Below are 25,297 nucleotides of genomic sequence, written 5' to 3'. Positions count from 1 at the left end.
GCGACGAAACAGGGGCGGCCCGATAGAATCGGGCGCAGCCCTACTCGTACCGCAGAGCCTCGACCGGGTCGAGCCGGGCGGCCCGCCAGGCGGGATAGATCGAGGCCAGCAGCGACAGCGCCAGCGCCATGCCGCAGACCAGCACCACCTCGCCGGCGTCGATCTCGGTCGGGATCCGGGTCAGGGAGTACTGCCGCGGGTCGAAGATCGGCGTGCCGGTCAGCTGCTGCAGCCATTGCCGCAGCGCCTCCAGGCTGTCGGCCAGGGCGATGCCGAGACCGAGCCCGGCCACGGTGCCGATCACGCCGATGGTGGCGCCGGCCAGGAAGAAGATGCGCAGGATCGATCCGCGCGAGGCGCCCATGGTGCGCAGGATGGCGATGTCCGCCCCCTTCTCCTTCACCAGCATGATCAGGCTGGAGATGATGTTGAAGGCCGCCACCAGGACGATCAGCGACAGGATCACGAAGATCACGTTGCGCTGCCCGGCGACGATGTCGAGATAGCCGGACAGCGCCTGCTTCCAGTCGAAGAAGCGGACGCCGGACCCGGCGGCCTCCTGCAGCGGCCTGGCGATGTCGCCGATCCGCTCGGGGTCGCGGACGTTGACGTCGAGCCGGGTGACGCCCTGGAGGCCGAGCAGCGACTGCGCCGCCGGCAGCGGCAGCACGGCGACGCCGCTGTCGAACTGGTACAGCCCGGCGTCGAAGATCGCGGCCACGGTGAAGGCGCGCGCGACCGGGCCGGCGGACTGCTCCCCCTGCCCCGGCGCGCCCGGCGCCAGCAGGGTCAGCTTGCCGCCGAGCCCGAGGCCCAGCTTCTCCGCCAGCCCGCGGCCGATCGCCACCGTGTCGCCGGTGAAGGCGCCCGGCGCCTGCAGCTGCAGGTCCTGCGCCACCAGCGGCCGGGCCAGAAAATCCTCCGGGCTTTCACCCCGGATCTGCACGCCGGCCGAGGCCTTGCCGGCGCTGGCCAGCGCCTGGCCCTCGACCACCGGCACGACCCGGGTGACGCCGTCGACCCCGCGCAGCCGGCCCGCCCTTTCCTGGTAGTCGGCCATGTCGCGGCCGCCCAGCGGCACGACGCTGACATGGGCGTTGAAGCCGAGGAACCGGGCCAGCAGCTCGGTCTGGAAGCCGTTCATCACCGCGGTGACGGTGATCAGCGTGGCGACGCCGATGATGATGCCGAGCAGCGAGAAGCCGGCGATCAGCGACACGAAGCCCTGGCCACGGCGGGCCCGCAGGTATCGGAAGGCGACGGCGCGTTCGAAGGCGTTGAACATCAACGCCCCACCAGAACGCCGTCGCGCATCTCCACCACCCGGTCCATGCGCTCGGCCAGCTCCAGGTTGTGGGTCGCGATCAGGGCGCCGACGCCGGTCGACCGCACCACGTCCGTCAGCATCTCGAACACCGCGTCCGAAGTCGTGTGATCCAGGTTGCCGGTCGGCTCGTCGGCGATCAGCACCTTCGGCGCGTTGGCCAGTGCCCGGGCGATGGCGACGCGCTGCTGCTCGCCGCCCGACAGCTGCGCGGGGCGATGCTCCAGCCTTCCGGCCAGGCCGACCCGGGCCAGCAGGTCCCGCCCGCGCTGGCGCGCGGTGGCCCGCGTCTGGCCGGCGATCATCTGTGGCAGCACCACATTCTCGATGGCGCTGAATTCCGGCAGCAGATGGTGGAACTGGTAGACGAAGCCGATGGCGGAGCGGCGCAGCGCCGTGCGCGGCCCGTCGCCCAGCCCGTCGCAGCGCTGGCCGGCGATGGTGATGGCGCCGCCGTCCGGCTGCTCCAGCAGGCCGGCGATGTGCAGCAGGGTCGACTTGCCGGCGCCGCTGGGGCCGACCAGGGCGACGATCTCGCCTCCGGCCAGCGACAGCTCGGCGCCGCGCAGCACGTCCAGCCGGGTCTCGCCCTGATGGAAGCTGCGGCGGATCCCTTCGAGGCGCAGCACCTCGGCGGCGGAAGGCGGCATGGCGTCACTCATAGCGCAGGGCCTCCACCGGATCGAGCCGGGCGGCCCGCCAGGCCGGGAAGATCGAGGCCAGGAAGGTCAGGCCGATGGCCAGGAGGCAGACGGCGACCACCTGACCCGGGTCGACCAGCGCCGGCAGCGAAGCCAGGAAGCTGAACTCGGCGGCGAAGGTGCCGGGGCCGAGCACGCCCTGCAGCCATGTGCGGATGGCATCGACATTGGCGGCGAGCCCGAGGCCGAGCGCGAGCCCGGCCAGCGTGCCGACGACGCCGATGGTGGCGCCGGTCAGGAAGAAGATGCGCAGGATGGCGCCGCGCGAGGCGCCCATGGTGCGCAGGATGGCGATGTCGCCGCCCTTGTCCTTCACCAGCATCACTAGGCTGGAGATGATGTTGAAGGCCGCCACCAGGATGATCAGCGTCAGGATGACGAACATGGCGCTGCGCTCGACCTGCAGCGCCGTGAAGATGGTGGCGTTGGCGTCGCGCCAGTCCGAGACCTTGAGGTCCGGCCCGATAGTCTCGGCCACCAGCCCCCGCACGGCGTCGAGCCGCTCCGGATCGGTGGTGAAGATGTCGAGCCCGCCGGCCTGGCCCTTCATCTGGAACAGCTGCTGCGCCGCCGCGAGCGGCATGTAGACCGTCGCGGAATCGGGCTCCTGGAGCCCGGTGGTGAAGATCGCGGCCACGGTATAGGTCTTGGCTCGCGGCACCGAGCCGAAGGCGGTCCGGTTGAAATGCGGCGTGACCAGCGTCAGCTCGTCGCCCAGGCGGACGCCGAACTGGGCCGCCAGGCCGCTGCCGATGGTGATGACGTCGGTGCCGGCGAAATCCTCCGGCCTGTCGATCAGGATCGACCGGGCGATCGCCGGGCGGCCGAGGAAATCCGCCGGGTCGACACCCTCCACCGCCGCCGGCGCGCCCTGGAAGCTGGTGAAGTCGGAATCCCGGCTGACCAGCGCCTGGTCCTCGATCACCGGCGACACCCGGACCACGCCGGGGATCTGCCGCAGCCTGTCGGCCAGGGGGCCGTAATCCGGCACGCCGGCGCCGGCCGCGGCGCTGACCTTGAGATGGGCGTCGAGGCCCAGCACGCGCTGCACCAGCTGGGCGCGGAAGCCGTTCATCACCGACATGACGATGATCAGCGTCGCCACGCCCAGCAGGATACCGAGGAAGGAGAAGCCGGCGATGACGGAGATGAAGCCTTCCTTCCTGCGGGCCCGCAGGTAGCGGAAGGCGACTGTCCGTTCGAAGGCGTTGAACATGCGGCTGGGGTCAGGCCGTTGGAGGATGGGGCACGCCCTTGTCCCCCTGTGTGTCATGCCCGGGCTTGACCCGGGCATCCAGAGGCTGTCGACATTCTCTGGATTGCCGGGTCAAGCCCGGCAATGACAATTTGTTTTTCATTGGCAGCCGTTCTCCAGCCCACGCAAAGCTCAGCCCTTGATCCGCGCCACCACCGCGTCGAGCGGCAGCTCGATCTTCTCGCCGGTGGCCCGGCGCTTGATCTCGGCCACGCCATTGGCGGCGCCGCGCGGGCCGATCACCACCTGCCATGGCAGGCCGATCAGGTCCATCTCGGCGAACTTCGCCCCCGCCCGCTCGTCGCGATCGTCGTAGAGCGGGTCGAGGCCGGCGGCCTGGAAGCGCTGATACAGGTCCTGGGCGACCGCGTCACAAGTCGCGTCGCCCGGCTTCAGGTTGATCAGCCCGACATCGAAGGGCGCCACCGAATCCGGCCAGATGATGCCGGCCTCGTCGTGGCTGGCCTCGATGATGGCGCCGACCAGGCGCGACACGCCGATGCCGTAGCTGCCCATCTCGACCGGCCGCGGGGTGCCGTCCGGCCCGGCCACGGTCGCGCCCATCGGCGCCGAGTACTTGGTGCCGAAATAGAAGATGTGGCCGACCTCGATGCCGCGCCGGGTCTGCAGCTCGGCCTCCAGCACCGGGCACTTGGCCGGGTCGTGCATCTCGTCCGCCGCGGCGTACAGGCCGGTGACGCGGTCGACGAAGGCGGCGAGGTCGTCCTCGGGGCCGAGCTGCCGCGCCTCGGTATCCAGCTCCAAGAGGCGCGGATCGACATAGACCTGGCTCTCGCCGGTCTCGGCCAGGATCTGGAACTCGTGGCTCAGGTCGCCGCCGATCGGGCCAGTGTCGGCCTTCACCGGCACCGCCTTCAGCCCCAGCCGGGCGAAGGTGCTGAGGTAGCAGACGAAGAACTTGTTGTACGACTTCCGCGCGGACTCGTAGTCGATGTCGAAGCTGTAGGCGTCCTTCATCAGGAACTCGCGGCCGCGCATCACGCCGAAGCGGGGGCGCACCTCGTCCCGGAACTTCCACTGGATGTGGTACAGCAGCTGCGGCAGCTGCTTGTAGCTTTTCACAGATGACCGGAAGATGTCGGTGATCATCTCCTCATTGGTCGGCCCGAACAGCATGTCGCGGTCGTGCCGGTCGCGGATGCGCAGCATCTCCTTGCCGTAATCGTCGTAGCGGCCGCTCTCGCGCCACAGATCGGCCGGCTGGATCGTCGGCATCAGCAGTTCCTGGCAGCCGAAGCGGTCCTGCTCCTCGCGCACCACCTGCTCGATCTTCTTCAGCACCCGGAAGCCCAGCGGCAACCAGGCATAGATGCCGGCCGCCTCCTGGCGCATCATGCCGGCGCGCAGCATCAGCCGGTGCGACACGATCTGCGCCTCGCTGGGATTCTCCTTCAGGGTGGGCAGGAAGAACTGGGACAGGCGCATCGAGCGGGCTTCCGTCTGGAACCATTGAGGACGTCAGGCGCGCGACTTTAGGGAAGGACCGGCAGCCTGTCCATGCGCGGTTCCACGGGTCGACGAATCTGCCGATGACCGCCCCATTCCCTTCACATGCGGCGATCGGGGATGGTCATCGGGTTCCACCTGGGCTCACCTCGTCCTCCGGCGGCGACACGGCTGGCTCAGGATCCTCTGCATCCACGCCGCCGCCCTCTGATTGCGGCGGCGTGGGCGCCACATTCGATACCCGGTCCTCTTCGATCGCCCGGGGCACCGTCTGGGTGTAGACGAGCACGGTGAACAAGGCGCTCTCCGCGTCGGTCTCCAAAGTGGCTGCGCGTTGCGCGATCAGATCGGGCAGGTCGGCGATCGCGATCGGTTCTTCCGCTGCGACCACCTCACCGTAGAACGCGTCCAGGGCAGCCTCTACCCGCTCATGTCCTTCGCTGCCTTCGGTCAAGACCTCGCTCGGCTTCTGCTTCCTTGTGCCGTATTGCATTTCGTAAATATAGCACAGCCCCAGACAAAATATGCTCGAAATCACTGTATTGACAAAAATACGGAGCGCTTCATTCGGAATCGCATCCTGCCCGGCCGGACCCAGCCTCACTCCCCCATTGAGCGCCAAATATGTATTGAACACCAAGACGAATGCAAAGAACTTATTGCTATCGTTTGCCACTGCAAATGCAGAGCTGAGCAGTTCCTTAGGGCTCTTCTCGAGCAATTCCTTATTCGATTTCCACTCGGCCTCGTATTCGAGCGGGCCGATAGCCCCGAATTGGTTGCCCGCGACCAGTTTCACGAGTGGCGGCGTGAGGACATTGTAACCGACCAGCGCTCCGGCCCACAAGACGCCGATCTGGGCTCCTCTTCGGATGAGGTCGCCGGCATTCTGGTCTGCAAACCTGCCGGGCCCGACGTAATCGTTTGAATATGACCAGGCTGTGGCAGGAATGAAGCTCAAGGTAAACGTGGTGGCTCCCGCCATATATGCTCCGATCTTTCTCCAACCGGTCGGGTCGACGCCAGCAAGCTGCGGCACCTTCATCGTCCTGAATGTCTTTAAGATTTCAGTAAAGGTTGCATAGAAAGCGGCGCCTACCGTCGCCGGCGCAAGGCTGGCAGCGACATTGTAGCTTCTCGCGAATCCAATGCCGCCAAGCATGGACAAGGTATAGATGAGGTCTCCGATGGTGGCATCCCACTTCTGGTCCTTGGCGTTCAAGGCAGCCGAGGTCAGCATGATGAGAGAGCTGACGGCCTGACCTGTGTAGAATACGCCTTCGGCGAGTCCGGTATTTTCGTCAGGCTGGCCGAGATTCAGCGACTGAGCGGTTAAGGATTGGAAACCTGGCCGGAGACCGAAACCCAGGAGGCTGATCAGGCCCGTCGTCTTGGCAACCTGCCAGAAATTGACCGCCCAACGTATGGCGGCATTCTTGTCGGACGGTCTCGCGCCAATTTCGTTGATGATTTGCCGGACAGCGGCCTGGACCGCCTCGAGGTCCGGAGCGGGCTGTGCCGGATCGTCCGAGTCAGTCCGCGCACCCATGAAAGCAACGAAATCGGGATCTTTGAAGACGGCGTCCACCTTCCGGGCCAGTTCGAGGTCGCTGCTGAGCAATTCGGTGACCGCCGCTGTCACCTCCGCTCCGGACGGCAGCATCTCGATCCACTCGCCCCCCGGAGCGGGCTGCGGCGACGCCGCGGTGGCCCCCTCCTGATGTCCCCCGCCGCCCTCCCCGCCTGGGACGATGCGGGGAGGTTGCCACTGGCGCCAGCGCCCGTCAGGGCATTGAGCCAGCTGATAAATCTCGGCTGGTTCGCTAGGTCGGCGTGACCGCTCCGGCCTCCGCTCCGGCCTCCGCTCCCTCGTCCGGTCCCTGATGCATCCGCCATCGGCCTGTCCTCCGTTGCTGTGCCCTCAGAGCCGACTGTGAATCAGCGTGGCATACTGAAGGGATGATTGAACGAACCCGCCGGCGCGGGATGCGAGAGGATCGTGGTTGCGAGCAACCCCGAGACCGGAATCAGTGAGCGGAAGCGGCCGAGATCGCCAGCCCCGGCCTTGGTATGGTTCAATGCACGACCGGAATGAATGGCCTCCGCGACTGCGCTGCGGCGATCGATGCCGCCGGTTTGCGCAATCGCCCAGGGAATAGCCTTCGGCCTTATCGCCTAGGTGGGTGTTAAAGCGCTCGCCGACTGCGTGTGGGATATCGATCCGGCGGCGGGATTCCGGTGGATTTGATTGTGCACAAATTGGCCCTGATCTGGCCGCATGGGGGGCATGCGATTCTGCGTGACAGCCGCATGAATCCTCGCTAAGGTCCGCCTCGCCTGAACAAAAGCAAACGACAAGGGCAGGCTCGAGTTTAGGGAGGAAACTGTCGGGAGTGCCGGCAGGACTAAAGTCCGCTGGACACAACTATAAGGACAGGTTTTCGACCGGCAGGCGCTTCGGCCCTGCCGTTTTTTTGTGCATATCCCCGGACTGCGCCTCCCTGAACATTACCGGTTATGCCGGTCATGGCCGCCGGTTCTTCATCGGCCGGCGATGGTCGTCAGGACATTGAACGGCACCAGCGTCTCGCCGGGCCGCGGCTTCAGTGCCACCAGCATGAGCACGTCGCGGCCGTCCGAGCTTTCATAGCCATGGGCCCACGCCCCGTCGAGCCACGTCTCCGGCGTCACCGTCCGCCAGCGACGGCGATCGACCATCTCCTCGTCGAAGCGGCGCCGCAGCGCCGCGAGATTGGCATCCGCCTGCAGGGTGAGATGGATGAGCCTCAGCCGCGCCTTGCCGCCGTAGCGCTCCGCCAAGGTGTCGAAGACCGGCCCCCAGGCACGCAGGTCGCGTGCGCCGACCGCATCGCCGAAAGCGTACTCCTCCGACCGCCCGACACCCGCCGGCCAGGGCGGCAGGCTGCGCTCGGACGGCGGCGGCCGATCCCAGGCGAAGCCGACGGCCAGCGCCGCGGCGGCCGCGACGACGAACACCAGAGCGGCCCCTCGAGAGGCCGTGGAACGAAGGCCGATCATGAAGTCCCCAGCCTCTGCGCCGCACTGCTCCAGACGGGAGTCATCATTGACGGAGACTCGTGTCTTTTTAGGGGTGCGGCCTTGAGGACGGGATTGGCGCGTCAGCCCCCGCGCCGCCAGGGCGGATCCAGCGTCAGGATCGTGGCGTAGACCGGACAGCCGGGGTGATGCGTGCCCGGCAGGTAGCCGAGGCTCATCAGGAACTCGCCGACGATTTCGCCGCCGGTGAAACGGAAGGTCTTCTTGAACAGCTTCACCCATTCCGCCTTGGTCAGCGGGTGATGGGCGTCGAGCCAGGCGGCGAAGCTGCCGTGGCTTTCCCGGATCGCCTGCAGCCGCCTGGCGTTGTCGATCGCGGCATCCACCTTCAACCGGTTGCGGATGACGCCGGGATCGGCCAGCAGCCGGGCGCGGTCGGCGTCGCCGAAGGCCGCGACCTTGTCGATGTCGAAGCCGGCATAGGCGCGGCGGAAGGTCTCGCGCTTCTTCAGCATCAGGTCCCAGGACAGGCCGGCCTGGTTGATCTCGAGGATCAGCCGCTCGAACAGCACCGCATCGTCGCGGGCCGGGAAGCCGTATTCGGTGTCGTGATAGGCCTTGTGCAGCGGGTCGCTCTCGGCGAAGGCGCAGTAGGTCTTCGCCGGCGCCGGGCCCGTCACTGCTGCGCTCTCGTCCATGATTCCGCCCAGTCCCGGAAGGAGAACACATTCTCGGTGATGAGGATGTCGATCACCACCCATAGCACGACGGTGATGGCGGTGGTGATCAGCACCTTGCGCCATATCCGCGGATTGGCCGGCGCCCCGACCTGGTGGCCCGGCTGCGCGTCGTCGACCTCGGGCCGCACGCCCCAGGGCAGGACCGCGAAGATCACGGTCCACCAGATGATGACGAAGACGACGATGCCGCTGACCAGGCCCATGCTGTTCCCTTCCCGAGTGTTCCTTCTCCTTACCCGTCCATGAAGACGGGATGCATAGGTCTTTTCGTCCCGGCCTTACACCTGCTCGATCTCGGTCAGGGTGCCGGCCAGGTCGGCCGGATGCAGGAACAGCACCGGCTTGCCGTGGGCGCCGATCTTCGGCTCGCCGTCGCCGAGCACGCGCAGGCCCGCCGCGACCAGCCGGTCGCGCGCCGCCAGGATGTCCTCGACCTCATAGCAGAGGTGGTGGATGCCGCCCTTCGGGTTGCGCTCCAGGAACTTGGCGATCGGCGAGGCCTCGCCCAGCGGGTGCAGCAGCTCGATCTTGGTGTTCGGCAGGGTGACGAAGACAGTGGTGACGCCGTGCTCCGGCAGGTCGACCGGCGCCGACACCTCCGCCCCCAGCGTATCGCCATACAGCGCCACCGCGGCCGGCAGGTCCGGCACCGCGATGGCGACGTGGTTGAGGCGGCCGATCATGTCAGAGCCGCACCAGATGCACCTCGGTGACCGGCTTCTTGCCGTGCCAGCTGCGGATGGTCCGCCGCACCGTGACCCGCGCGCTCTCGCTGATCGCCGCATCGTCGTTACGCTGGGCCCGCGGCAGGGACTCGATGGCCGAACGCACCTCCTCCGCCACCTCGGCTTCGCTGTCGGCCTGGTCCTCGGCATCCTCGATACCGAGCAGCGCCACCTTCGGGTCGGCGGCCAGACGGCCGTCGCGGTCCAGCACCAGGGTCACCACCGCGGCGCCGTTATGGATGATGCGCTGACGGTCGCGGATCGCCTCGCCGCCCAGCGGCACCAGATGATGCCCGTCCAGCGCCAGCCTTCCGTGCTCGACATTGTCGACGATCTCAAGCGGTCCGGGCGCCAAGCGGATCAGGGCGCCGTTGCGCGGCACCAGCGTCTGCTTCACCTGTCCGGCCTCGGCCAGCGCCGCATGGGCGCGCATGTGCCGCTCCTCGCCATGCACCGGCACCACCGCCTGCGGCTTCAGCCACTGGTAGAGGGTGGTCAGCTCGTCCCGCGCCGGATGGCCGGAGCAATGGACATTGGCGTCGTCCGGCGTGATCAGGGTGATGCCCTGGGCCACCAGCGCGTTCTGCACCCGGCCGATCGCCTTCTCGTTGCCCGGGATCTCGCGGGCCGAGAAGATCACCGTGTCGCCGGCCTCGAGCGTGATGTGCGGATGGCTGTCGCCGGCGATGCGCGCCAGGGCCGACCGCGCCTCGCCCTGGCTGCCGGTGCAGATCAGCACGATCTTGTCGCGCGGGATGTAGCCGGCCTGGTCCTCGCGCACGAAGGGCTCCGCCAGGTCGGTCATGTAGCCGGTGCTCTGCGCCGCCTCCATGATCTTCCACAGCGACCGGCCGACCAGGGCGCATTGCCGCCCGGCCTGCTGCGCCGCCAGCGCCACGCTGTGGATGCGGGCGACATTGGAGGAGAAGCAGGTGACGACGACACGGTTCGGCTGGGCCGCGATCACCTCCGCCAGGCCCTTCCGCACATCCTCCTCGGAGCCGGAGCGGCCGGGGGTCAGGGCGTTGGTGCTGTCGCCCATCACCGCGACCACGCCCTTGTCGCCGAGCTGGCGCAAGGTCGCCTCGTCGGTCACCGCGCCGATCTGCGGCGCCGGGTCCAGCTTCCAGTCGCCGGTGTGGACGACGGCGCCGTGGCTGGTGCGGATCACCAGGGCGTTCGGCTCCGGCACCGAATGGGTCATGGTGATGAAGCCGACGCCGAACGGGCCGATCTCGACATCGCCGCCCAGCGGCACCTCGATAATCGGCACCCGGTCGGCGAAGTCGGTCTCGCGCAGCTTGATCCGCAGCACCGCGGCGGTGAAGGGCGTGGCGTAGATCGGGCAGCGCAGGTCGGGCCACAGGAGGGTGATGGCGCCGATATGGTCCTCATGCGCGTGGGTGATCACGAGGCCGAGCAGTTTGTCGCGCCGCTGCTCGATGAACACCGGGTCGGGCACGATCAGGTCGACGCCCGGCACCGATTCGTCGGCGAAGGTGACCCCGCAATCGACCATCAGCCAGCGGCCCGCGTGACCGTAGAGATACAGGTTCATCCCGATCTCGCCGGCGCCGCCGAGCGGCAGGAAGTAGAGGGCGTCGTCGGGGCCGTTGGCCGCGGGGGAGAGATTCATGTGGTGGCGTTTCGCTCGTAGATGAGGCGCAATCCGCGCAGGGTCAGTTCGCTGTCGATGTGATCAATCATATCGGTCGCCTGGGCGAAAACGCTACCGAGGCCGCCCGTGGTGATCACCGTGACCGGCGGCGTGCCAGTCGGCGACAGCTCGGCCTTGATGCGGGTGATCAGGCCCTCGATCATGCTGAGATAGCCCCAGAACATGCCGGACTGCATGGCCGGGATGGTGCCGGGGCCGATCACCCGCTCCGGCCGCACGATCTCGACCTTGGGCAGCTGGGCCGCGACCTTGTGCAGCGCGTCGAGCGCGAGCTGCGGCCCCGGGGCGATGATGCCGCCGACGAAGTCGCCGTCGGCGTTGACCACGTCGAAGGTGGTGCCGGTGCCGATGTCGACCACGATCAGCGGCTTGGGATAGGTAGCGCCGGCGGAAACGGCATTGACCAGGCGGTCGGCCCCGGCCTCGCGCGGATTCAGCAACAGGTTCTTGATGCCGAGCTGGACCGACGGGTCGCCGACCCGCATCGGGTCGGTGCCGAAATGGTCGCGGCACAGCTTGGCCAGGTTGAAGGTGGCGGCCGGCACCACGCTGGACAGGATCGAGCGGGTGACGTCGACCGGACGCAGCCCCCGCATCTGCATCAGCGAGACCAGCCAGACGGCGTATTCGTCGGAGGTGCGGCGGCTGTCGGTGGCGATGCGCCACTGGCCCTTCTGCTGGGCGCCGTCGAACACCGCGAAGACGATGTTGGTGTTGCCCGCATCGATGGCGAGAAGCATCTCAGCCCCTCCCGAAGAAGACGTCGCCTGCGGTGATGCTGTGCCGGCCGGTGTCGGTGCGCAAGATCAGAGCGCCGCTGGGGTCGATGTGCTCGAAGACGCCCTCCAGCGTCTCGGTCTCCAGCCTTACCTTGATGCGGGCGCCGAGGCCGACGGCGCGGCCCAGCCAGGCCGCCCGGGTGGCGTCGAAGCCCTCCTCGCGCCATTCCGCCAGGCGGCGGTCCAGCGCCGCAGTGTAGCGTTCCAGCACCGCCTCGACCGTGGCGTCCCGCGCGCCGGCGGCGTGCAGGCTGGTGGCATGGTAGTCGGCGAGCTGAGGATGGTGCGCGATGTTCACGCCGGTGCCGGCGACGATCCAGTCGACCGACCGGTCCGTCGCCACCGCGGCCTCCAGCAGGATGCCGGCCAGCTTGTCGCCGGCGATCTGCACGTCGTTCGGCCATTTCAGCTTCGGCTCGACCCCGAAGCCGGCGACCGCATCGGCCAGGGCGACGCCGACGACGAAGGTCAGCTCCCCGGCCCGGGCGAAGGGGATGTCCGGCCGCAGGATGGCCGAGCAGGCGAGATTGCCTTCCGGCGAGGACCAGGCGCGGCCGCGCCGCCCCCGGGCCGCGTCCTGCCGCCGGGCCCAGACGATGGTGCCGTGCGGGGCGCCCGCCACGGCGAGCGCCCGCGCCTCGTCATTGGTGCTGCCGACGCGGTCCCGCGCGTCGAGCCGCCAGCCCTGCGGCAGGGCGATATTCATCAGCCCCCGAACAGGCTGGCCGCGGCCGCCTGGGCTGCCCCGGTCAGCGGTGCCGGCAGCAGCCAGAACACCACGATGAACAGGGTCGAGACGGCGAGGATCGCCGGGATCGCAGCTCCTTCCGGCTTGTCGAAGGCGATCTTCGGCTCGTCGAAATACATCACCCGGATGATCTTCAGGTAGTAGACCGCCGACACCACGCTGGCCAGCACGCCGATGACGGCCAGCACGATGAAGCCCTGCTCGATCACCGCGCGGAAGACGTAGAGCTTGGCGAAGAAGCCGGCCAGCGGCGGGATGCCGGCCATCGAGAACATCATGATGACGAGGGCGAAGGCCAGGCCCGGGCTGGTCTTGCCGAGGCCGGCGAGATCCTGGATCCCCTCCACCTGCTTGCCGTTGATCCGCATCGACAGGATCACGGCGAAGGCGCCGAGGCTCATCGGGATATAGATCGCCATGTAGACGATTACGCCGGTGATCCCCTGCTGCGTGCCGGCGGCGAGGCCGAGCAGCGCGAAGCCGACATGGCCGATCGAGGAATAGGCCATCAGCCGCTTGATGTTGGTCTGCGCGATCGCGGCGAAGGCGCCGAGGATCATGGACAGGGCCGAGGCGGCGACGATGATCTGTTGCCACTGGCTGGTGAGATGGCCGAAGGGCTCGACCAGGACGCGGACGAACAGCGCCATGGCCGCCACCTTCGGGGCCGCCGCGAAGAAGGCGGTGACCGGGGTCGGCGCGCCTTCGTAGACGTCCGGCGTCCACATGTGGAACGGCACGGCCGAGACCTTGAAGGCCAGGGCGGCGCAGACGAAGACGAGGCCGATGATCACGCCCATCGAGGTGCCGCCGAGCACCCCGCCCGAGGCGGCCTGGCCGGACAGGGCCTGGGCCAGGGCGTCGAAACCGGTGGTGCCGAGGAAGCCGTAGACCAGCGAGGCGCCATACAGCAGCAGGCCCGAGGACAGCGCGCCGAGAACGAAGTACTTCAGGCCGGCCTCGCTCGACCGCTCCGAATCCCGGTTGAAGGCGGCGACGACGTAGAGCGACAGGCTCTGCAGCTCGAGGCCGAGATACAGCGAGATCAGGTTGTTGGCGCTGACCATCAGCATCATGCCGACGGTGGCCAGCACGAACAGCACCGGATACTCGAAGCGCGACATGCCCTCATGCTCGAGGTAGTCGAGCGACATGATCAGCGCCAGCGCCGAGCCGACCAGCACCAGGATCTTCATGAACACGGCGAAACCGTCGGCGACGAACATGCCGCTGAAGGTCACCGCGCGGCCGCCCGGCCCCATCAGCAGCAAGGCGCCCGCGATGATGAAGGACATGACCGCGAGCGAGGCGACGATCCGGGTCGAACGCTCGCCCAGGAAGACACCGATCAGCAGCAGCGCCATGCCGGCGCAGGCCAGGAAGATCTCCGGCAGGGCCGGCATCAGATCGGGAAGAGACACCATGGCGATCGGATCCCCGGATCAGCGGACGGCCACCGCGACCGCGCCGGCGCGGCCGAGATCGGCGTGGTATTGAGTGATGAGGTGGTCGACCGAGACCGACATCACATTCAGGAAGCTGGACGGGTAGATGCCCATCCACAGCACCACCAGGGCCAGCGGCACGAAGAGGGCGATCTCGCGCGGGCTGAGATCGGCCATCTTCCGCACATCCTCGCGCGTGATCTCGCCGAAGATGACCTTGCGGTACAGCAGCAGCATGTAGGTGGCGCCCAGCACCAGGCCGGTCGCGGTCAGGGTCGCGACCCAGGTGTTCACCTGGAACAGGCCGAGCAGGATCATGAACTCGCCGACGAAGCCCGAGGTGGCCGGCAGGCCGACCGAGCCGAGCAGCATGATCATGAAGAACACGGCGTATTTCGGCATGTTGGTGGCCAGGCCGCCGTAGCGCGCGATCTCGCGGGTGTGCAGCCGGTCATAGACCACGCCGACGCAGAGGAAGAGCGCCGACGAGACCACGCCGTGGCTGAGCATCTGGAAGATCGAGCCCTCGACGCCCTGCTGGGTCAGCGAGAACATGCCGGCGGTGACAAAGCCCATATGCGCGATCGAGGAATAGGCGATCATCTTCTTCATGTCCTCCTGCGCCAGGGCGACGAGGGAGGTGTAGATGACCGCCACGATCGACAGGCCGTAGACCAGCGGCGTCAGCAGCGCCGTCGCCTCCGGCAGCATCGGGATCGAGAAGCGCAGGAAGCCGTAGCCGCCCATCTTCAGCAGCACGCCGGCCAGGATCACCGAGCCCGCGGTCGGCGCCTCGACATGCGCGTCCGGCAGCCAGGTGTGCACCGGCCACATCGGCACCTTCACGGCGAAGGAGGCGAACATGGCCAGCCACAGCCAGACCTGCATGTCGTAGCCGAAATCCGTCGCCAGCAGCGTCGGAATGTCGGTGGTGCCGGCCTGGACGTACATGGCCAGCAGCGCCACCAGCATCAGCACCGAGCCGAGCAGCGTGAACAGGAACAGCTTGAAGGCGGCGTAGATGCGGCGCTCGCCCGAGCCCCAGATGCCGATGATCACGAACATCGGGATCAGCACGCCTTCGAAGAAGACGTAGAACAGCACGTAGTCGAGCGCGCAGAACATGCCGATCATCATGGTCTCGAGGATCAGGAACGAGACCATGTACTCCTTCACCCGGCTGTGGATGCTCTCCCAGCTGGCGAGGATGCAGATCGGCATCAGGAAGGCCGACAGGACGACGAACAGCACCGAGATGCCGTCGACGCCCATGTGGTAGGCGATGTTGAGGTCCGGGAACCAGGCCACCTTCTCTTCCATCTGGAAGCCGACCGCGGTCGGGTCGAAGCCGAGCCAGATGGCGACCGTGAGCGCGAAGGTGACGAGCGTGGTCCACAGCGCCACCCAGCGGGAGGTGGCGGCCACGGCGGCCTCGCTGCCGCGGGCCAGGAGCAGGATCAGCGCGGCCCCGACCAGCGGCAGGAAGGTGGCGAGCGAGAGGATCGGCCAATTACCCATGGGTCACTCTCAGATCCGGCCGCCGAGGACATACCAGGAGACCAGCGCGACCACGCCGATCACCATGACGAAGGCATAGTGGTAGACATATCCGCTCTCGAGCCGGCTGGCCCGCCGGGCGACGCCGATCGAGGTGGCGGCGATGCCGTCCGGCCCGAGCCGGTCGATGATCGCGCCGTCGCCGCCCTTCCAGAAGGCGCGGCCGAGGACGAAGGCCGGCTTGACGAAGAGGACGTCGTAGATCTCGTCGAAGTACCACTTGCGGAAGAACAGCTGGTGGATCGGCTTGAACGCCCGCACCACCGCGCCCGGCAGCCCCGGCGCCTGGATGTAGAAGACCCAGGAGGCGGCGAGGCCGATCAGCCCGGCGACCAGCGGCAGCAGCTTGACCCAGAGGGCGACGTGGTGCGCCTCCTCGATGCTGTCCTGGCCGTGCAGCACCAGGATCGCCTCGCGCCAGAAGTGCTCGCGCCCCTCGCCGACAAAGACGTCGTAGCCGATCAGGCCGGCCAGCACCGCGCCGGTGCCGAGGATCAGGAGCGGCACCAGCATCACCGGCGGGGATTCATGGACATGATCCATGGTGTGGTGATCGGCGCGCGGCTTGCCGTGGAAGGTCAGGAACAGCAGGCGGCCGCTGTAGAAGGCGGTCATCACCGCCGCCAGGATGCCGAGCCAGTAGGCGAAGGCGCCGACATTGGTGTGGGCGGCCCAGGACGCCTCGAGGATCATGTCCTTCGAATAGAAGCCGGCGAAGCCGAACACGCCCGGGATGCCGATGCCGGCCAGCGCCAGGCTGCCGATCCACATCAGGGCGTAGGTCCAGGGGATCAGCTTCCAGATGCCGCCCATCTTGCGCATGTCCTGCTCGCCGCCCATGGCGTGGATCACCGAGCCGGCGCCGAGGAACAAGAGCGCCTTGAAGAAGGCGTGCGTCATCAGGTGGAAGATCGCCGCCTGGTAAGCCGAGACGCCGATGGCGAAGAACATGTAGCCGAGCTGGCTCATCGTCGAATAGGCGATGACCCGCTTGATGTCGAACTGGGTCAGGCCGATCGTCGCGGCGACGAAGGCGGTCAGCGCGCCGATGACGCAGACCACGGCCAGCGCGTCCGGGGCGTATTCGAACAGCGGCGACATGCGCGACAGCATGAAGACGCCGGCGGTGACCATGGTGGCCGCGTGGATGAGGGCCGAGACCGGGGTCGGGCCTTCCATCGCGTCCGGCAGCCAGGTGTGCAGGCCCAGCTGGGCCGACTTGCCCATGGCGCCGACGAACAGCAGCAGGCAGGCGGTGGTCAGGCCCGGCAGGTCCATGCCGAGGAAGTTGATCCGGGCATCGACCAGGCTCGGCGCGGCGGCGAAGATCTCCTCGTACCGCACCGTGCCGAAGAGCTTGTAGACGGCGAAGATGCCGAGGGCGAAGCCGAAGTCGCCGACGCGGTTGACCAGGAACGCCTTCACCGCGGCGGCGCGGGCGCTTTCCTTCTCGTACCAGAAGCCGATCAGGAGGTAGGAGGCCAGGCCGACGCCTTCCCAGCCGAAGAACAGCTGGACCAGGTTGTCCGCGGTCACCAGCATCAGCATGGCGAAGGTGAACAGGCTGAGATAGGCGAAGAAACGCGGCTTCGAATGGTCGTGCGACATGTAGCCGATCGAGTAGATGTGCACCATCGCGGAGACGGTGTTCACCACGATCAGCATCACGGCGGTCAGCGTGTCGAACTTCAGCGCCCAGTCGGCGACGAAGGTGCCGCTGCTGATCCACAGCAGCAGCGAATGGGTGCGGACGTTGCCTTCGATGGCGACGTCGAAGAACAGCCACCAGGAGATGACGCAGGCGACGCAGACGGCGAGCGTCGTCACGGCCATCGAGGCGCGGTCGCCGATGAGGCGGCCGAACAGTCCTGCGATCAGGAAGCCGGCCAGCGGCAGGAAGATTGCGGCGATGTCCATCGGGGGCGCCTCAGCCCTTCATCATGTTGATGTCCTCGACCGCGATCGAGCCGCGGTTCCGGAAGTAGACGACGAGGATCGCGAGGCCGATCGCGGCCTCGGCGGCGGCGACGGTCAGCACGAACAGCGCGAACACCTGCCCCACCAGGTCGCCGAGGGCGACCGAGAAGGCGACGAGGTTGATGTTGACGGCGAGCAGCATCAGCTCGACCGACATCAGGATGACGATGACGTTCTTGCGGTTCAGGAACACGCCGAAGATGCCGAGCGTGAACAGGATCGCCGCGAGGACGAGGTAGTGCCCGAGTCCGATCGTCATGGCGTCAGGCCCCTTCCCCGGTGCCGATCTTCTTGATCACCATCACCTCCTCGCGCCGGCGCGCGAGCTGCTGCGAAATCACCTGGCGGCGGACGCCCGCGCGGTGGCGCAGAGTCAGCACGATCGCCCCGATCATCGCGACCAGGAGGACGAGGCCCGCGGCCTGGAACGGAAAGGCGTACTGCGTGTAGATCAGCTGGCCGAGCGCCGCCGTGTTGGTCGGGCCGGGCTGCGCCGCCCCGGCCAGGATCGACGGGCCGCCGACCGAGCCGTAGAGCAGGAACAGCTCAACCAGCAGCACCACGCCGATCAGCGCGCCGACCGGCAGGTAGCGCAGGAAGCCGGCACGGAGCTCGGCGAAGTTGATGTCCAGCATCATCACGACGAACAGGAACAGCACCGCGACCGCGCCGACATAGACGACGACCAGGATCATCGCCAGGAACTCCGCCCCGATCAGCACGAACAGCGCCGCCGCGTTGAAGAAGGCGAGGATCAGGAACAGCACCGAGTGCACCGAGTTGCGGGCCGAGATCACCATCACGGCGGAGGCCACGGTGATCGCGGCGAACAGATAGAAGGCCAAGGCCTGGATGATCATCTCACGGTGCTCCCTGTCGTCCCGATCTGGACGCTCGAGGTCACGGTTGCTCTACCCCTCACGCGGCGCCGGCCCCTTGCGGGAGCCGGGCCGAATCCTCCGGCGAGGCGGCGCGGCGGGTCTTACCGGTAAGGCGCGTCGACCGCAATGTTCGCGGCGATCTGCGCTTCCCAGCGGTCCCCGTTCTGCAGCAGCTTCTCCTTGTTGTAGAAAAGCTCCTCGCGCGTCTCGGTCGCGAACTCGAAGTTCGGTCCCTCGACGATCGCATCCACTGGGCAGGCCTCCTGGCACAGGCCGCAATAGATGCACTTGGTCATGTCGATGTCGTAGCGCGTCGTGCGGCGGCTGCCGTCGGCGCGCGGCTCGGCCTCGATGGTGATGGCCTGGGCCGGGCAGATAGCCTCGCACAGCTTGCAGGCGATGCACCGCTCCTCGCCGCTGGGATAGCGGCGCAGCGCGTGCTCGCCGCGGAAGCGCGGGCTCAGCGGGCCCTTCTCGAACGGATAGTTCAGCGTCGCCTTCTGCTTGAACATGTAGCGGAAGGTCAGCGCCAGGCCGCCCAGGATTTCCTTGAGCAGGAGGCTGCGGGCGGTGCGGTCGATGAACGCCATGTCTCGGCCTCTCAGTTCGGCAGCCAGCCGAAGGCGGTGAGCACGCCGGCGGTGATGACCACCCAGGCCAGCGAGAACGGAAGGAACACCTTCCAGCCCAGCCGCATCAGCTGGTCGTAGCGGAAGCGCGGCAGCGTCGCCCGGACCCAGATGAAGACGAACAGGCAGAAGAGGATCTTCGCCACGAACCAGATCACGCCGGGGATCCAGGTGAAGGGCGCGATGCCGAAGGGCGGCAGCCACCCGCCGAGGAACAGGATGGTGGTCATCCCGCTCATCAGGATCATGTTGGCGTACTCGCCGAGGAAGAACAGCGCGTAGGTCATGGACGAGTACTCGACCATGAAGCCGCCGGTGATCTCGGATTCGCCTTCGGGCAGGTCGAACGGCGCGCGGTTGGTCTCGGCCAGCGCCGAGATGAAGAAGATCACGAACATCGGCAGCAGCGGGATCGCGAACCAGATGTTCTGCTGCGCGTGGACGATGTCCGAGATCCGGAGCGACCCGACGCAGAGCAGCACGGTGATCATGACGAAGCCGATCGAGACTTCGTAGGACACCATCTGCGCCGCGGAGCGCAGGCCGCCGAGGAAGGCGTATTTCGAGTTCGAGGACCAGCCGGCGATGATGATCCCGTAGACGCCGAGCGAGGAGATCGCGAACAGGTACAGCACGCCGACATTGATGTCGGCCAGCACCCAGCCGTCGTCGAACGGGATCACCGCCCAGGCCACGAGGCTGAGGAAGAAGGTGATCATCGGCGCCAGGATGAACAGCATCCGGTTGGCGCCGGAGGGGATGATCGTCTCCTTGCTCAGCAGCTTCAGGCCGTCGGCGATCGGCTGCAGCAGGCCGAAGGGACCGACCACCATCGGGCCCTGGCGCAGCTGCATCGCCGCCATCACCTTGCGCTCGGCATAGGTCAGGTAGGCCACCGCGATGATCAGCGGCAGGACGATCGCGATGATCTGAAGGACGACGAGAACCGTCGGCCAGGCGTATCCGCTCCAGAAGTCCATCGCCGCGTTACTCCGCCGCCGCTTTGTGCTGGCCCAGGATCTCGTCGATGCACTGCGCCATCGTCTCCGAGGCGCGGGTGATCGGGTCCGTCATGTAGAAGTTCTCGACCGCCGAGACGAAGGGCGCGGAGCCCATCGCGCCCTCGGCGCCGAAGGGCCCCCACTCGCCCGCCGCCTGGGTGTCGATCGACCCGAAGACCGGGTTCACCGCGACCAGGCGCTGGCGCACGTCGCGCAGGCTGTCATAGGGCAGCTTGCGGCCCATGACCTCGCTGGCGGCGCGCAGGATCTTCCAGTCCTCGCGCGCCTCGCCCGGCGGGAACACCGCCATGCGGGCCTGCTGCACGCGGCCTTCGGTGTTGACGTAGGTCGCGTTCTTCTCGGTGTAGGCCGCACCCGGCAGGATCACGTCGGCGCGGTGGGCGCCGCGGTCGCCGTGATGGCCCTGATAGACCACGAAGGCCTTGTCAAGACGGCCGGTGTCGATCTCGTCGGCCGCGAGCAGCCAGACGAAGTCGATCTCGCCCTTCTGCGCGCCGTCGAGGATGCCGGCGACGTCGCGGCCGCCCGGGCCCGGCAGGAAGCCGAGATCCAGGCCGCCGACCCGCGCCGCCGCGGTGTGCAGCACGTTGAAGCCGTTCCAGCCGTCGCGGACCAGGCCGTAGGTCTCGGCGATCTTGCGGCAGGCGGCCAGCACCTGGGCGCCGTCCTCGCGGGCCAGAGCCCCCTGCCCCACGATCAGCAGCGGCGTCTTGGCGTTGCGCAGCACCTCGGCGAAGCCGTCGGTGCCGTCGGCGATCGCCGCCAGCGTCTCCGGCCCGGCGCCGAGATGGCGGGTGCGGTAGGTCAGGTCGACATCCGGGCCGACCACGCCGACGGTCAGCCCGTTCTTCAGCCAGCGCTTGCGGATGCGGGCGTTGACGATCGCCGCCTCGGAGCGCGGGTTGGTGCCGACCAGAAGGATGACGTCGGCCTGTTCGATCCCGGCGATGCCGCTGTTGAACAGATAGGCACCGCGCGGCCCGGCCGGCAGCTTCGCCCCGTCCTGGCGGCAGTCGAGATTCGGCGAGCCGAAGGACGCCATCAGGTCCTTCAGCGCGACCATGGCCTCGGCGTCGACGGTGTCGCCGGCGATCGCCGCCATGCGCTTGCCGTCCAGCCCCTTCGCCTTCTCGGCGATGGCCTGGAAGGCCTCGGCCCAGCTGGCCGGCTGCAGCCTGCCGTCACGGCGGACATAGGGCCGGTCGAGGCGGCGGCGCTTCAGCCCGTCGACGGCAAAGCGGGTCTTGTCGCTGATCCCCTCCTCGTTGACGTCCTCGTGCAGCCGCGGCAGCACGCGCATCCCCTCGCCGCCGCGGGCGTCGATGCGGATGTTCGAGCCGATGGCGTCGAGCACGTCGATCGTCTCGGTCTTGCGCAGCTCCCACGGCCGGGCGCTGAAGGCATAGGGCTTGGAGGTCAGCGCGCCGACCGGGCAGACATCGACCAGGTTGCCCGACAGCTCGGACGCGATCGCCTGCTCGACATAGGTCGTGATCTCCATGTGCTCGCCGCGGTTCACGCCGCCAAGCACCGGCACGCCGGCGATCTCGTCGATGAAGCGGATGCAGCGGGTGCACTGGATGCACCGGGTCATGAAGGTCTCGATCAGCGGCCCGAGATACTTGTCGGTGACCGCCCGCTTGCCTTCGGTGTAGCGGCCGCGGTCGAAGCCGTAGGCCACCGCCTGGTCCTGCAGGTCGCACTCGCCGCCCTGGTCGCAGATCGGGCAGTCGAGCGGGTGGTTGATCAGCAGGAACTCCATCACGCCGTGGCGCGCCTTGCGCACCAGCTCGGTGTTGGTCTTGATCACCATGCCGTCGCCGGCCGGCATCGCGCAGGATGCGATCGGCTTCGGCGACTTCTCCATCTCGACCAGGCACATCCGGCAGTTGGCCGGGACCGACAGCCGGTCGTGGTAGCAGAAGCGCGGCACCTCGATGCCGAGGCGCTCGCAGGCCTGCAGCACCGACGTGCCCGGCTCGACCTCGATCTCGATCCCGTCAATCGTCAGCTTGGGCATCGGTGCCTTCCTATTCCGCGGCTTCGCGGCGATAGGCGCGGTCGCGATACTCGCGGATCCGCTGCTCCATCTCGTCGCGGAAATGCCGGATCAGCGCCTGGACCGGCCAGGCGGCCGCATCGCCCAGGGCGCAGATCGTATGGCCTTCGATCTGCTTGGTCACCTCGAGCAGCATGTCGATCTCGTCCGACCGCGCATCGCCGGTGACCATGCGCTGCATCACCCGGTACAGCCAGCCGGTGCCCTCGCGGCACGGCGTGCACTGGCCGCAGCTCTCATGCATGTAGAAGCGCGACAGGCGGGCGACCGCGTAGACCACGTCGGTCGACTTGTCCATGACGATCAGCCCGGCGGTGCCGAGCGCCGACTTGACCTCGCGCAGCGCGTCGAAGTCCATCAGGACGGTGTCGCAGATGTCCTTCGGCAGGATCGGGGCCGAGGAGCCCCCGGGGATCACCGCCTTCAGGTTGTCCCAGCCGCCGCGGACGCCGCCGGCATGGCGCTCGATCAGCTCCCGCATCGGGATGCCGAGTTCCTCCTCGACATTGCAGGGCTGGTTCACATGGCCGGAGATGCAGAACAGCTTCGTGCCCTGGTTCTTCGGCCGGCCGATGCCGGCGAACCAAGCGCCGCCGCGGCGCAGGATCTCGCCGACGACGGCGATGGTCTCGACGTTGTTCACCGTGGTCGGGCAGCCGTAGAGGCCGGCGCCGGCCGGGAACGGCGGCTTGTTGCGCGGCTGGCCCTTCTTGCCCTCCAGACTTTCCAGAAGCGCGGTCTCCTCGCCGCAGATATAGGCGCCGGCGCCGCGGTGCAGGTACAGGTCGAAGTCCCAGCCGGTGCCGGCCGCGTTCTTGCCGAGCAGGCCGGCGTCATAGGCCTGGTCGATCGCGACCTGCATGTTCGAGGCTTCGCCGTAGAACTCGCCCCGGATGTAGATGTAGCAGGCGTGCGCCCCCATGGCGAAGGACGCCAGCAGCGCGCCCTCGATCAGCCGGTGCGGGTCGAAGCGCAGGATCTCGCGGTCCTTGCAGGTGCCCGGCTCGGATTCGTCGGCGTTGATGACGAGGTAGCTCGGGCGGCCGTCCTTGCTCTCCTTCGGCATGAAGGACCACTTCATGCCGGTCGGGAAGCCGGCACCGCCGCGGCCGCGCAGGCCGGAGGTCTTGACCTCCTCGATGATCTTCTCGCGGCCGAGGTCGACCAGCGCCTTGGTGTCGCTCCAGATGCCGCGGCGGCGGGCGCCTTCCAGGCCCCAGTCGTCCCAGCCGTAGAGATTGGTGAAGATGCGGTCTTCGTCGCGCAGCATCACTTCTCTCCCGTATCCGTGGTGCCGGTCTGGCGGCCGGGCGGATCGATCTTCTCCTGGGTCCGCGCCTTCTTCTCCGGCGTGGCGTCGCCGCGATGGGCGCCGGGCGAAGCCTCGGCCTGGTCCGCGACCTCCTGCGGCGACGGAGCGCCGCCGGGCGCCGTGTCCGGCTGATCGCCCTTGGTGCCGTTGCGGACCGGGCCAGCCGAGGCCGGAACGGCCGGACGATGGCCCGGCTTCAGGCCCAGCAGGGTGGTGGCGCCGGACAGCGCCTCGGAGTTGGTGCGGCCGTTCTGCGGGCCCGGCGTGGTCGGCTGGCCGGCCTTCAGCGCCTCGATCAGCGCGACCGTCTTGTCGTAGTCCAGGTCCTCGTAGAAATCGTCATTGATCTGGACCATCGGGGCGTTGACGCAGGCGCCCAGGCACTCGACCTCGAGCACCGAGAACTGGCCGTCCTCGCTGGTCTCGTGGTTGCCGCAGCCGGCCTTGTCCTTCAGCGCCCGCATCACCTCGCCCGACCCGCGCAGCCAGCACGGGGTGGTGGTGCAGACCTGGAAGAAATGGCGGCCGACCGGCGCCTTGTTGAACATGGTGTAGAAGCTGGCGACCTCGTACACCCGGATCCGCGGCATCTCCAGCAGGTCGGCGACATGATCCATCGCCGCCCGCGGCAGCCAGTTGTGGTGCTGGCGCTGGGCGATGTCGAGCAGGGGGATCACCGCGCTCTGCTGCTTGCCCTCGGGGTACTTGGCGATGATGCGCTTCGCCCGCTCGAGATTCTCGGGCGTGAAGGCGAAATCCTTCGGCTGATCCGCCTCCGGCGCAGTTCCTGCGGCCGTCATCGGTCGATCTCCCCGAACACGATGTCCTGGCTGCCGATGATCGCGACCGCATCGGCCAGCATGTGTCCACGGCTCATGAAATCGAGCCCCTGCAGATGGGCGAAGCCGGGGGCCCGGATACGGCAGCGATACGGCCGGTTGGTGCCGTCCGCGACCAGATAGACGCCGAACTCGCCCTTCGGGGCCTCGACCGCGGCGTAGGTCTCGCCGGCCGGGACGTGGTAGCCCTCGGTGTAGAGCTTGAAGTGATGGATCAGCGCTTCCATCGAGCGCTTCATCTCGGCCCGCGGCGGCGGCGACACCTTGCGGTCGGTGGTCTTGACCGGGCCGTCCTTCGGCATCTGCTCCAGGCACTGCCGGATGATGCGGTTGGACTGGCGCATCTCCTCGACCCGCAGCAGATAGCGGGCGTAGCAGTCGCCGGTCAGGCCGACCGGGACGTCGAACTCCATCCGGTCATAGACGTCGTAGGGCTGCGCCTTGCGCAGGTCCCAGGCGATGTTCGAGGCGCGCAGCATCGGGCCCGAGAAGCCCCAGGCCTTGGCCTGCTCCGCCGTCACCACGCCGATGTCGACCAGGCGCTGCTTGAAGATCCGGTTCTCGGTCAGCAGGCTCTCGAGGTCGTCGACGAATTTCGGGAAGCGCTCGGTGTAGGCCCAGATGTCGTCGGCCAGGCCGGCCGGCATGTCCTGGGCGACCCCGCCCGGACGGAAGTAGTTGGCGTGCAGCCGCGCGCCCGAAACCCGCTCGTAGAACTCCATCAGGAGCTCGCGCTCCTCGAAGCCCCACAGCGACGGGGTAACCGCCCCGACATCAAGAGCATAGGTCGTGATGTTGAGAAGATGGTTGAGGACGCGCCCGATCTCGGCGAACAGCACGCGGATGTACTGGCCGCGCTCCGGCGGGGTGATGCCCAGCAGCCGCTCCACCGCCAGGGCGAAGGCGTGCTCCTGGTTCATCGGGGCGACGTAATCGAGGCGATCGAAATACGGCGTCGCCTGCATGTAGGTCTTGTACTCGATCAGCTTCTCGGTGCCGCGATGCAGCAGCCCGATATGCGGATCCGCCCGCTCCACCACCTCGCCGTCGAGCTCGAGCACCAGGCGCAGCACGCCGTGCGCCGCCGGGTGCTGCGGCCCGAAATTCATGGTGTAGGGCTTGATCTGGGTCTCGACCATGG

At 67.7% G+C, this 25,297-nt stretch carries 23 protein-coding genes; all 23 read right to left on the bottom strand.

Annotated features, from left to right (window positions below; all coding sequences use genetic code 11):
- Nucleotides 1–40: 40 nt before the first annotated feature.
- Nucleotides 41–1,285 carry a lipoprotein-releasing ABC transporter permease subunit gene (locus tag LG391_RS00955; RefSeq protein WP_308013021.1) on the bottom strand — a complete coding sequence of 415 codons (1,245 nt, stop codon included), beginning with the start codon at nucleotides 1,283–1,285 and terminating at the stop codon, nucleotides 41–43.
- On the bottom strand, nucleotides 1,285–1,986 hold the full coding sequence (locus LG391_RS00950) for an ABC transporter ATP-binding protein (RefSeq protein ID WP_225764810.1): 702 nt from the start codon (nucleotides 1,984–1,986) through the stop codon (nucleotides 1,285–1,287). Before LG391_RS00950 ends, LG391_RS00955 begins: the two co-directional genes overlap by 1 nt.
- Nucleotides 1,979–3,241, bottom strand: coding sequence for a lipoprotein-releasing ABC transporter permease subunit (locus tag LG391_RS00945; RefSeq protein ID WP_225764808.1), 1,263 nt, complete (start codon nucleotides 3,239–3,241; stop codon nucleotides 1,979–1,981). The genes LG391_RS00950 and LG391_RS00945 overlap by 8 nt, the downstream gene beginning before the upstream one ends.
- Nucleotides 3,242–3,412: 171 nt before the next feature.
- The gene (proS, locus tag LG391_RS00940; RefSeq protein WP_225764806.1) at nucleotides 3,413–4,726 is read right to left on the bottom strand and encodes a proline--tRNA ligase; all 1,314 of its coding nucleotides are present in this window, start codon (nucleotides 4,724–4,726) and stop codon (nucleotides 3,413–3,415) included.
- Nucleotides 4,727–4,871: 145 nt separating this feature from the next.
- Nucleotides 4,872–6,410 (bottom strand): hypothetical protein, encoded by a 1,539-nt coding sequence (locus LG391_RS00935; RefSeq protein ID WP_225764804.1) that lies wholly within the window; start codon nucleotides 6,408–6,410, stop codon nucleotides 4,872–4,874.
- Between the two features lie 878 nt (nucleotides 6,411–7,288).
- Complete coding sequence (locus LG391_RS00930; RefSeq protein WP_225764802.1) at nucleotides 7,289–7,744, bottom strand: hypothetical protein; 456 nt, start codon at nucleotides 7,742–7,744, stop codon at nucleotides 7,289–7,291.
- Nucleotides 7,745–7,887: 143 nt separating this feature from the next.
- Nucleotides 7,888–8,463 (bottom strand): DNA-3-methyladenine glycosylase I, encoded by a 576-nt coding sequence (locus LG391_RS00925; protein ID WP_225764791.1) that lies wholly within the window; start codon nucleotides 8,461–8,463, stop codon nucleotides 7,888–7,890.
- Nucleotides 8,442–8,708, bottom strand: a complete 267-nt coding sequence (locus LG391_RS00920; RefSeq protein WP_225764789.1) for a DUF1467 family protein — start codon at nucleotides 8,706–8,708, stop codon at nucleotides 8,442–8,444. Before LG391_RS00920 ends, LG391_RS00925 begins: the two co-directional genes overlap by 22 nt.
- A 75-nt stretch (nucleotides 8,709–8,783) precedes the next feature.
- Entirely contained in the window at nucleotides 8,784–9,188 is a 405-nt protein-coding gene (gene mce / locus LG391_RS00915) for a methylmalonyl-CoA epimerase (RefSeq protein ID WP_225764787.1), read from the bottom strand.
- Nucleotide 9,189: 1 nt separating this feature from the next.
- Nucleotides 9,190–10,866 (bottom strand): ribonuclease J, encoded by a 1,677-nt coding sequence (locus LG391_RS00910; protein WP_225764786.1) that lies wholly within the window; start codon nucleotides 10,864–10,866, stop codon nucleotides 9,190–9,192.
- Complete coding sequence (locus tag LG391_RS00905; protein ID WP_225764783.1) at nucleotides 10,863–11,648, bottom strand: type III pantothenate kinase; 786 nt, start codon at nucleotides 11,646–11,648, stop codon at nucleotides 10,863–10,865. Before LG391_RS00905 ends, LG391_RS00910 begins: the two co-directional genes overlap by 4 nt.
- 1 nt (nucleotide 11,649) lies before the next feature.
- Complete coding sequence (locus tag LG391_RS00900; RefSeq protein WP_225764774.1) at nucleotides 11,650–12,393, bottom strand: biotin--[acetyl-CoA-carboxylase] ligase; 744 nt, start codon at nucleotides 12,391–12,393, stop codon at nucleotides 11,650–11,652.
- The gene (gene nuoN, locus LG391_RS00895) at nucleotides 12,393–13,859 is read right to left on the bottom strand and encodes an NADH-quinone oxidoreductase subunit NuoN (RefSeq protein ID WP_225764771.1); all 1,467 of its coding nucleotides are present in this window, start codon (nucleotides 13,857–13,859) and stop codon (nucleotides 12,393–12,395) included. The genes LG391_RS00900 and nuoN overlap by 1 nt, the downstream gene beginning before the upstream one ends.
- Nucleotides 13,860–13,877: 18 nt before the next feature.
- Nucleotides 13,878–15,398: an NADH-quinone oxidoreductase subunit M gene (locus tag LG391_RS00890; protein ID WP_225764769.1), complete on the bottom strand. Its 1,521-nt coding sequence runs from the start codon at nucleotides 15,396–15,398 to the stop codon at nucleotides 13,878–13,880.
- Nucleotides 15,399–15,407: 9 nt separating this feature from the next.
- The gene (nuoL, locus tag LG391_RS00885; RefSeq protein ID WP_225764767.1) at nucleotides 15,408–17,354 is read right to left on the bottom strand and encodes an NADH-quinone oxidoreductase subunit L; all 1,947 of its coding nucleotides are present in this window, start codon (nucleotides 17,352–17,354) and stop codon (nucleotides 15,408–15,410) included.
- Between the two features lie 10 nt (nucleotides 17,355–17,364).
- Nucleotides 17,365–17,673: an NADH-quinone oxidoreductase subunit NuoK gene (nuoK, locus tag LG391_RS00880; RefSeq protein WP_034832270.1), complete on the bottom strand. Its 309-nt coding sequence runs from the start codon at nucleotides 17,671–17,673 to the stop codon at nucleotides 17,365–17,367.
- A gap of 4 nt (nucleotides 17,674–17,677) precedes the next feature.
- Nucleotides 17,678–18,274 carry an NADH-quinone oxidoreductase subunit J gene (locus tag LG391_RS00875; RefSeq protein ID WP_225764756.1) on the bottom strand — a complete coding sequence of 199 codons (597 nt, stop codon included), beginning with the start codon at nucleotides 18,272–18,274 and terminating at the stop codon, nucleotides 17,678–17,680.
- A gap of 122 nt (nucleotides 18,275–18,396) precedes the next feature.
- Nucleotides 18,397–18,885 (bottom strand): NADH-quinone oxidoreductase subunit NuoI, encoded by a 489-nt coding sequence (nuoI, locus tag LG391_RS00870; RefSeq protein WP_225764735.1) that lies wholly within the window; start codon nucleotides 18,883–18,885, stop codon nucleotides 18,397–18,399.
- Between the two features lie 11 nt (nucleotides 18,886–18,896).
- Entirely contained in the window at nucleotides 18,897–19,904 is a 1,008-nt protein-coding gene (gene nuoH / locus LG391_RS00865; RefSeq protein WP_225764733.1) for an NADH-quinone oxidoreductase subunit NuoH, read from the bottom strand.
- A gap of 7 nt (nucleotides 19,905–19,911) precedes the next feature.
- Nucleotides 19,912–21,966, bottom strand: a complete 2,055-nt coding sequence (nuoG, locus tag LG391_RS00860) for an NADH-quinone oxidoreductase subunit NuoG (protein ID WP_225764731.1) — start codon at nucleotides 21,964–21,966, stop codon at nucleotides 19,912–19,914.
- Nucleotides 21,967–21,976: 10 nt separating this feature from the next.
- Entirely contained in the window at nucleotides 21,977–23,275 is a 1,299-nt protein-coding gene (nuoF, locus tag LG391_RS00855) for an NADH-quinone oxidoreductase subunit NuoF (protein WP_225764729.1), read from the bottom strand.
- Entirely contained in the window at nucleotides 23,275–24,117 is an 843-nt protein-coding gene (gene nuoE, locus LG391_RS00850) for an NADH-quinone oxidoreductase subunit NuoE (protein WP_308013020.1), read from the bottom strand. The genes nuoF and nuoE overlap by 1 nt, the downstream gene beginning before the upstream one ends.
- Entirely contained in the window at nucleotides 24,114–25,295 is a 1,182-nt protein-coding gene (locus LG391_RS00845; protein ID WP_225764726.1) for an NADH-quinone oxidoreductase subunit D, read from the bottom strand. Before LG391_RS00845 ends, nuoE begins: the two co-directional genes overlap by 4 nt.
- Between the last annotated feature and the right edge of the window lie 2 nt (nucleotides 25,296–25,297).

The sequence above is a fragment of the Inquilinus sp. Marseille-Q2685 genome, from assembly GCF_916619195.1.
In the GTDB taxonomy this organism is placed as follows: domain Bacteria; phylum Pseudomonadota; class Alphaproteobacteria; order DSM-16000; family Inquilinaceae; genus Inquilinus.
Note: the sequence above shows the minus strand (reverse complement) of the source record. Positions and strands in the feature narration are given on the sequence as shown.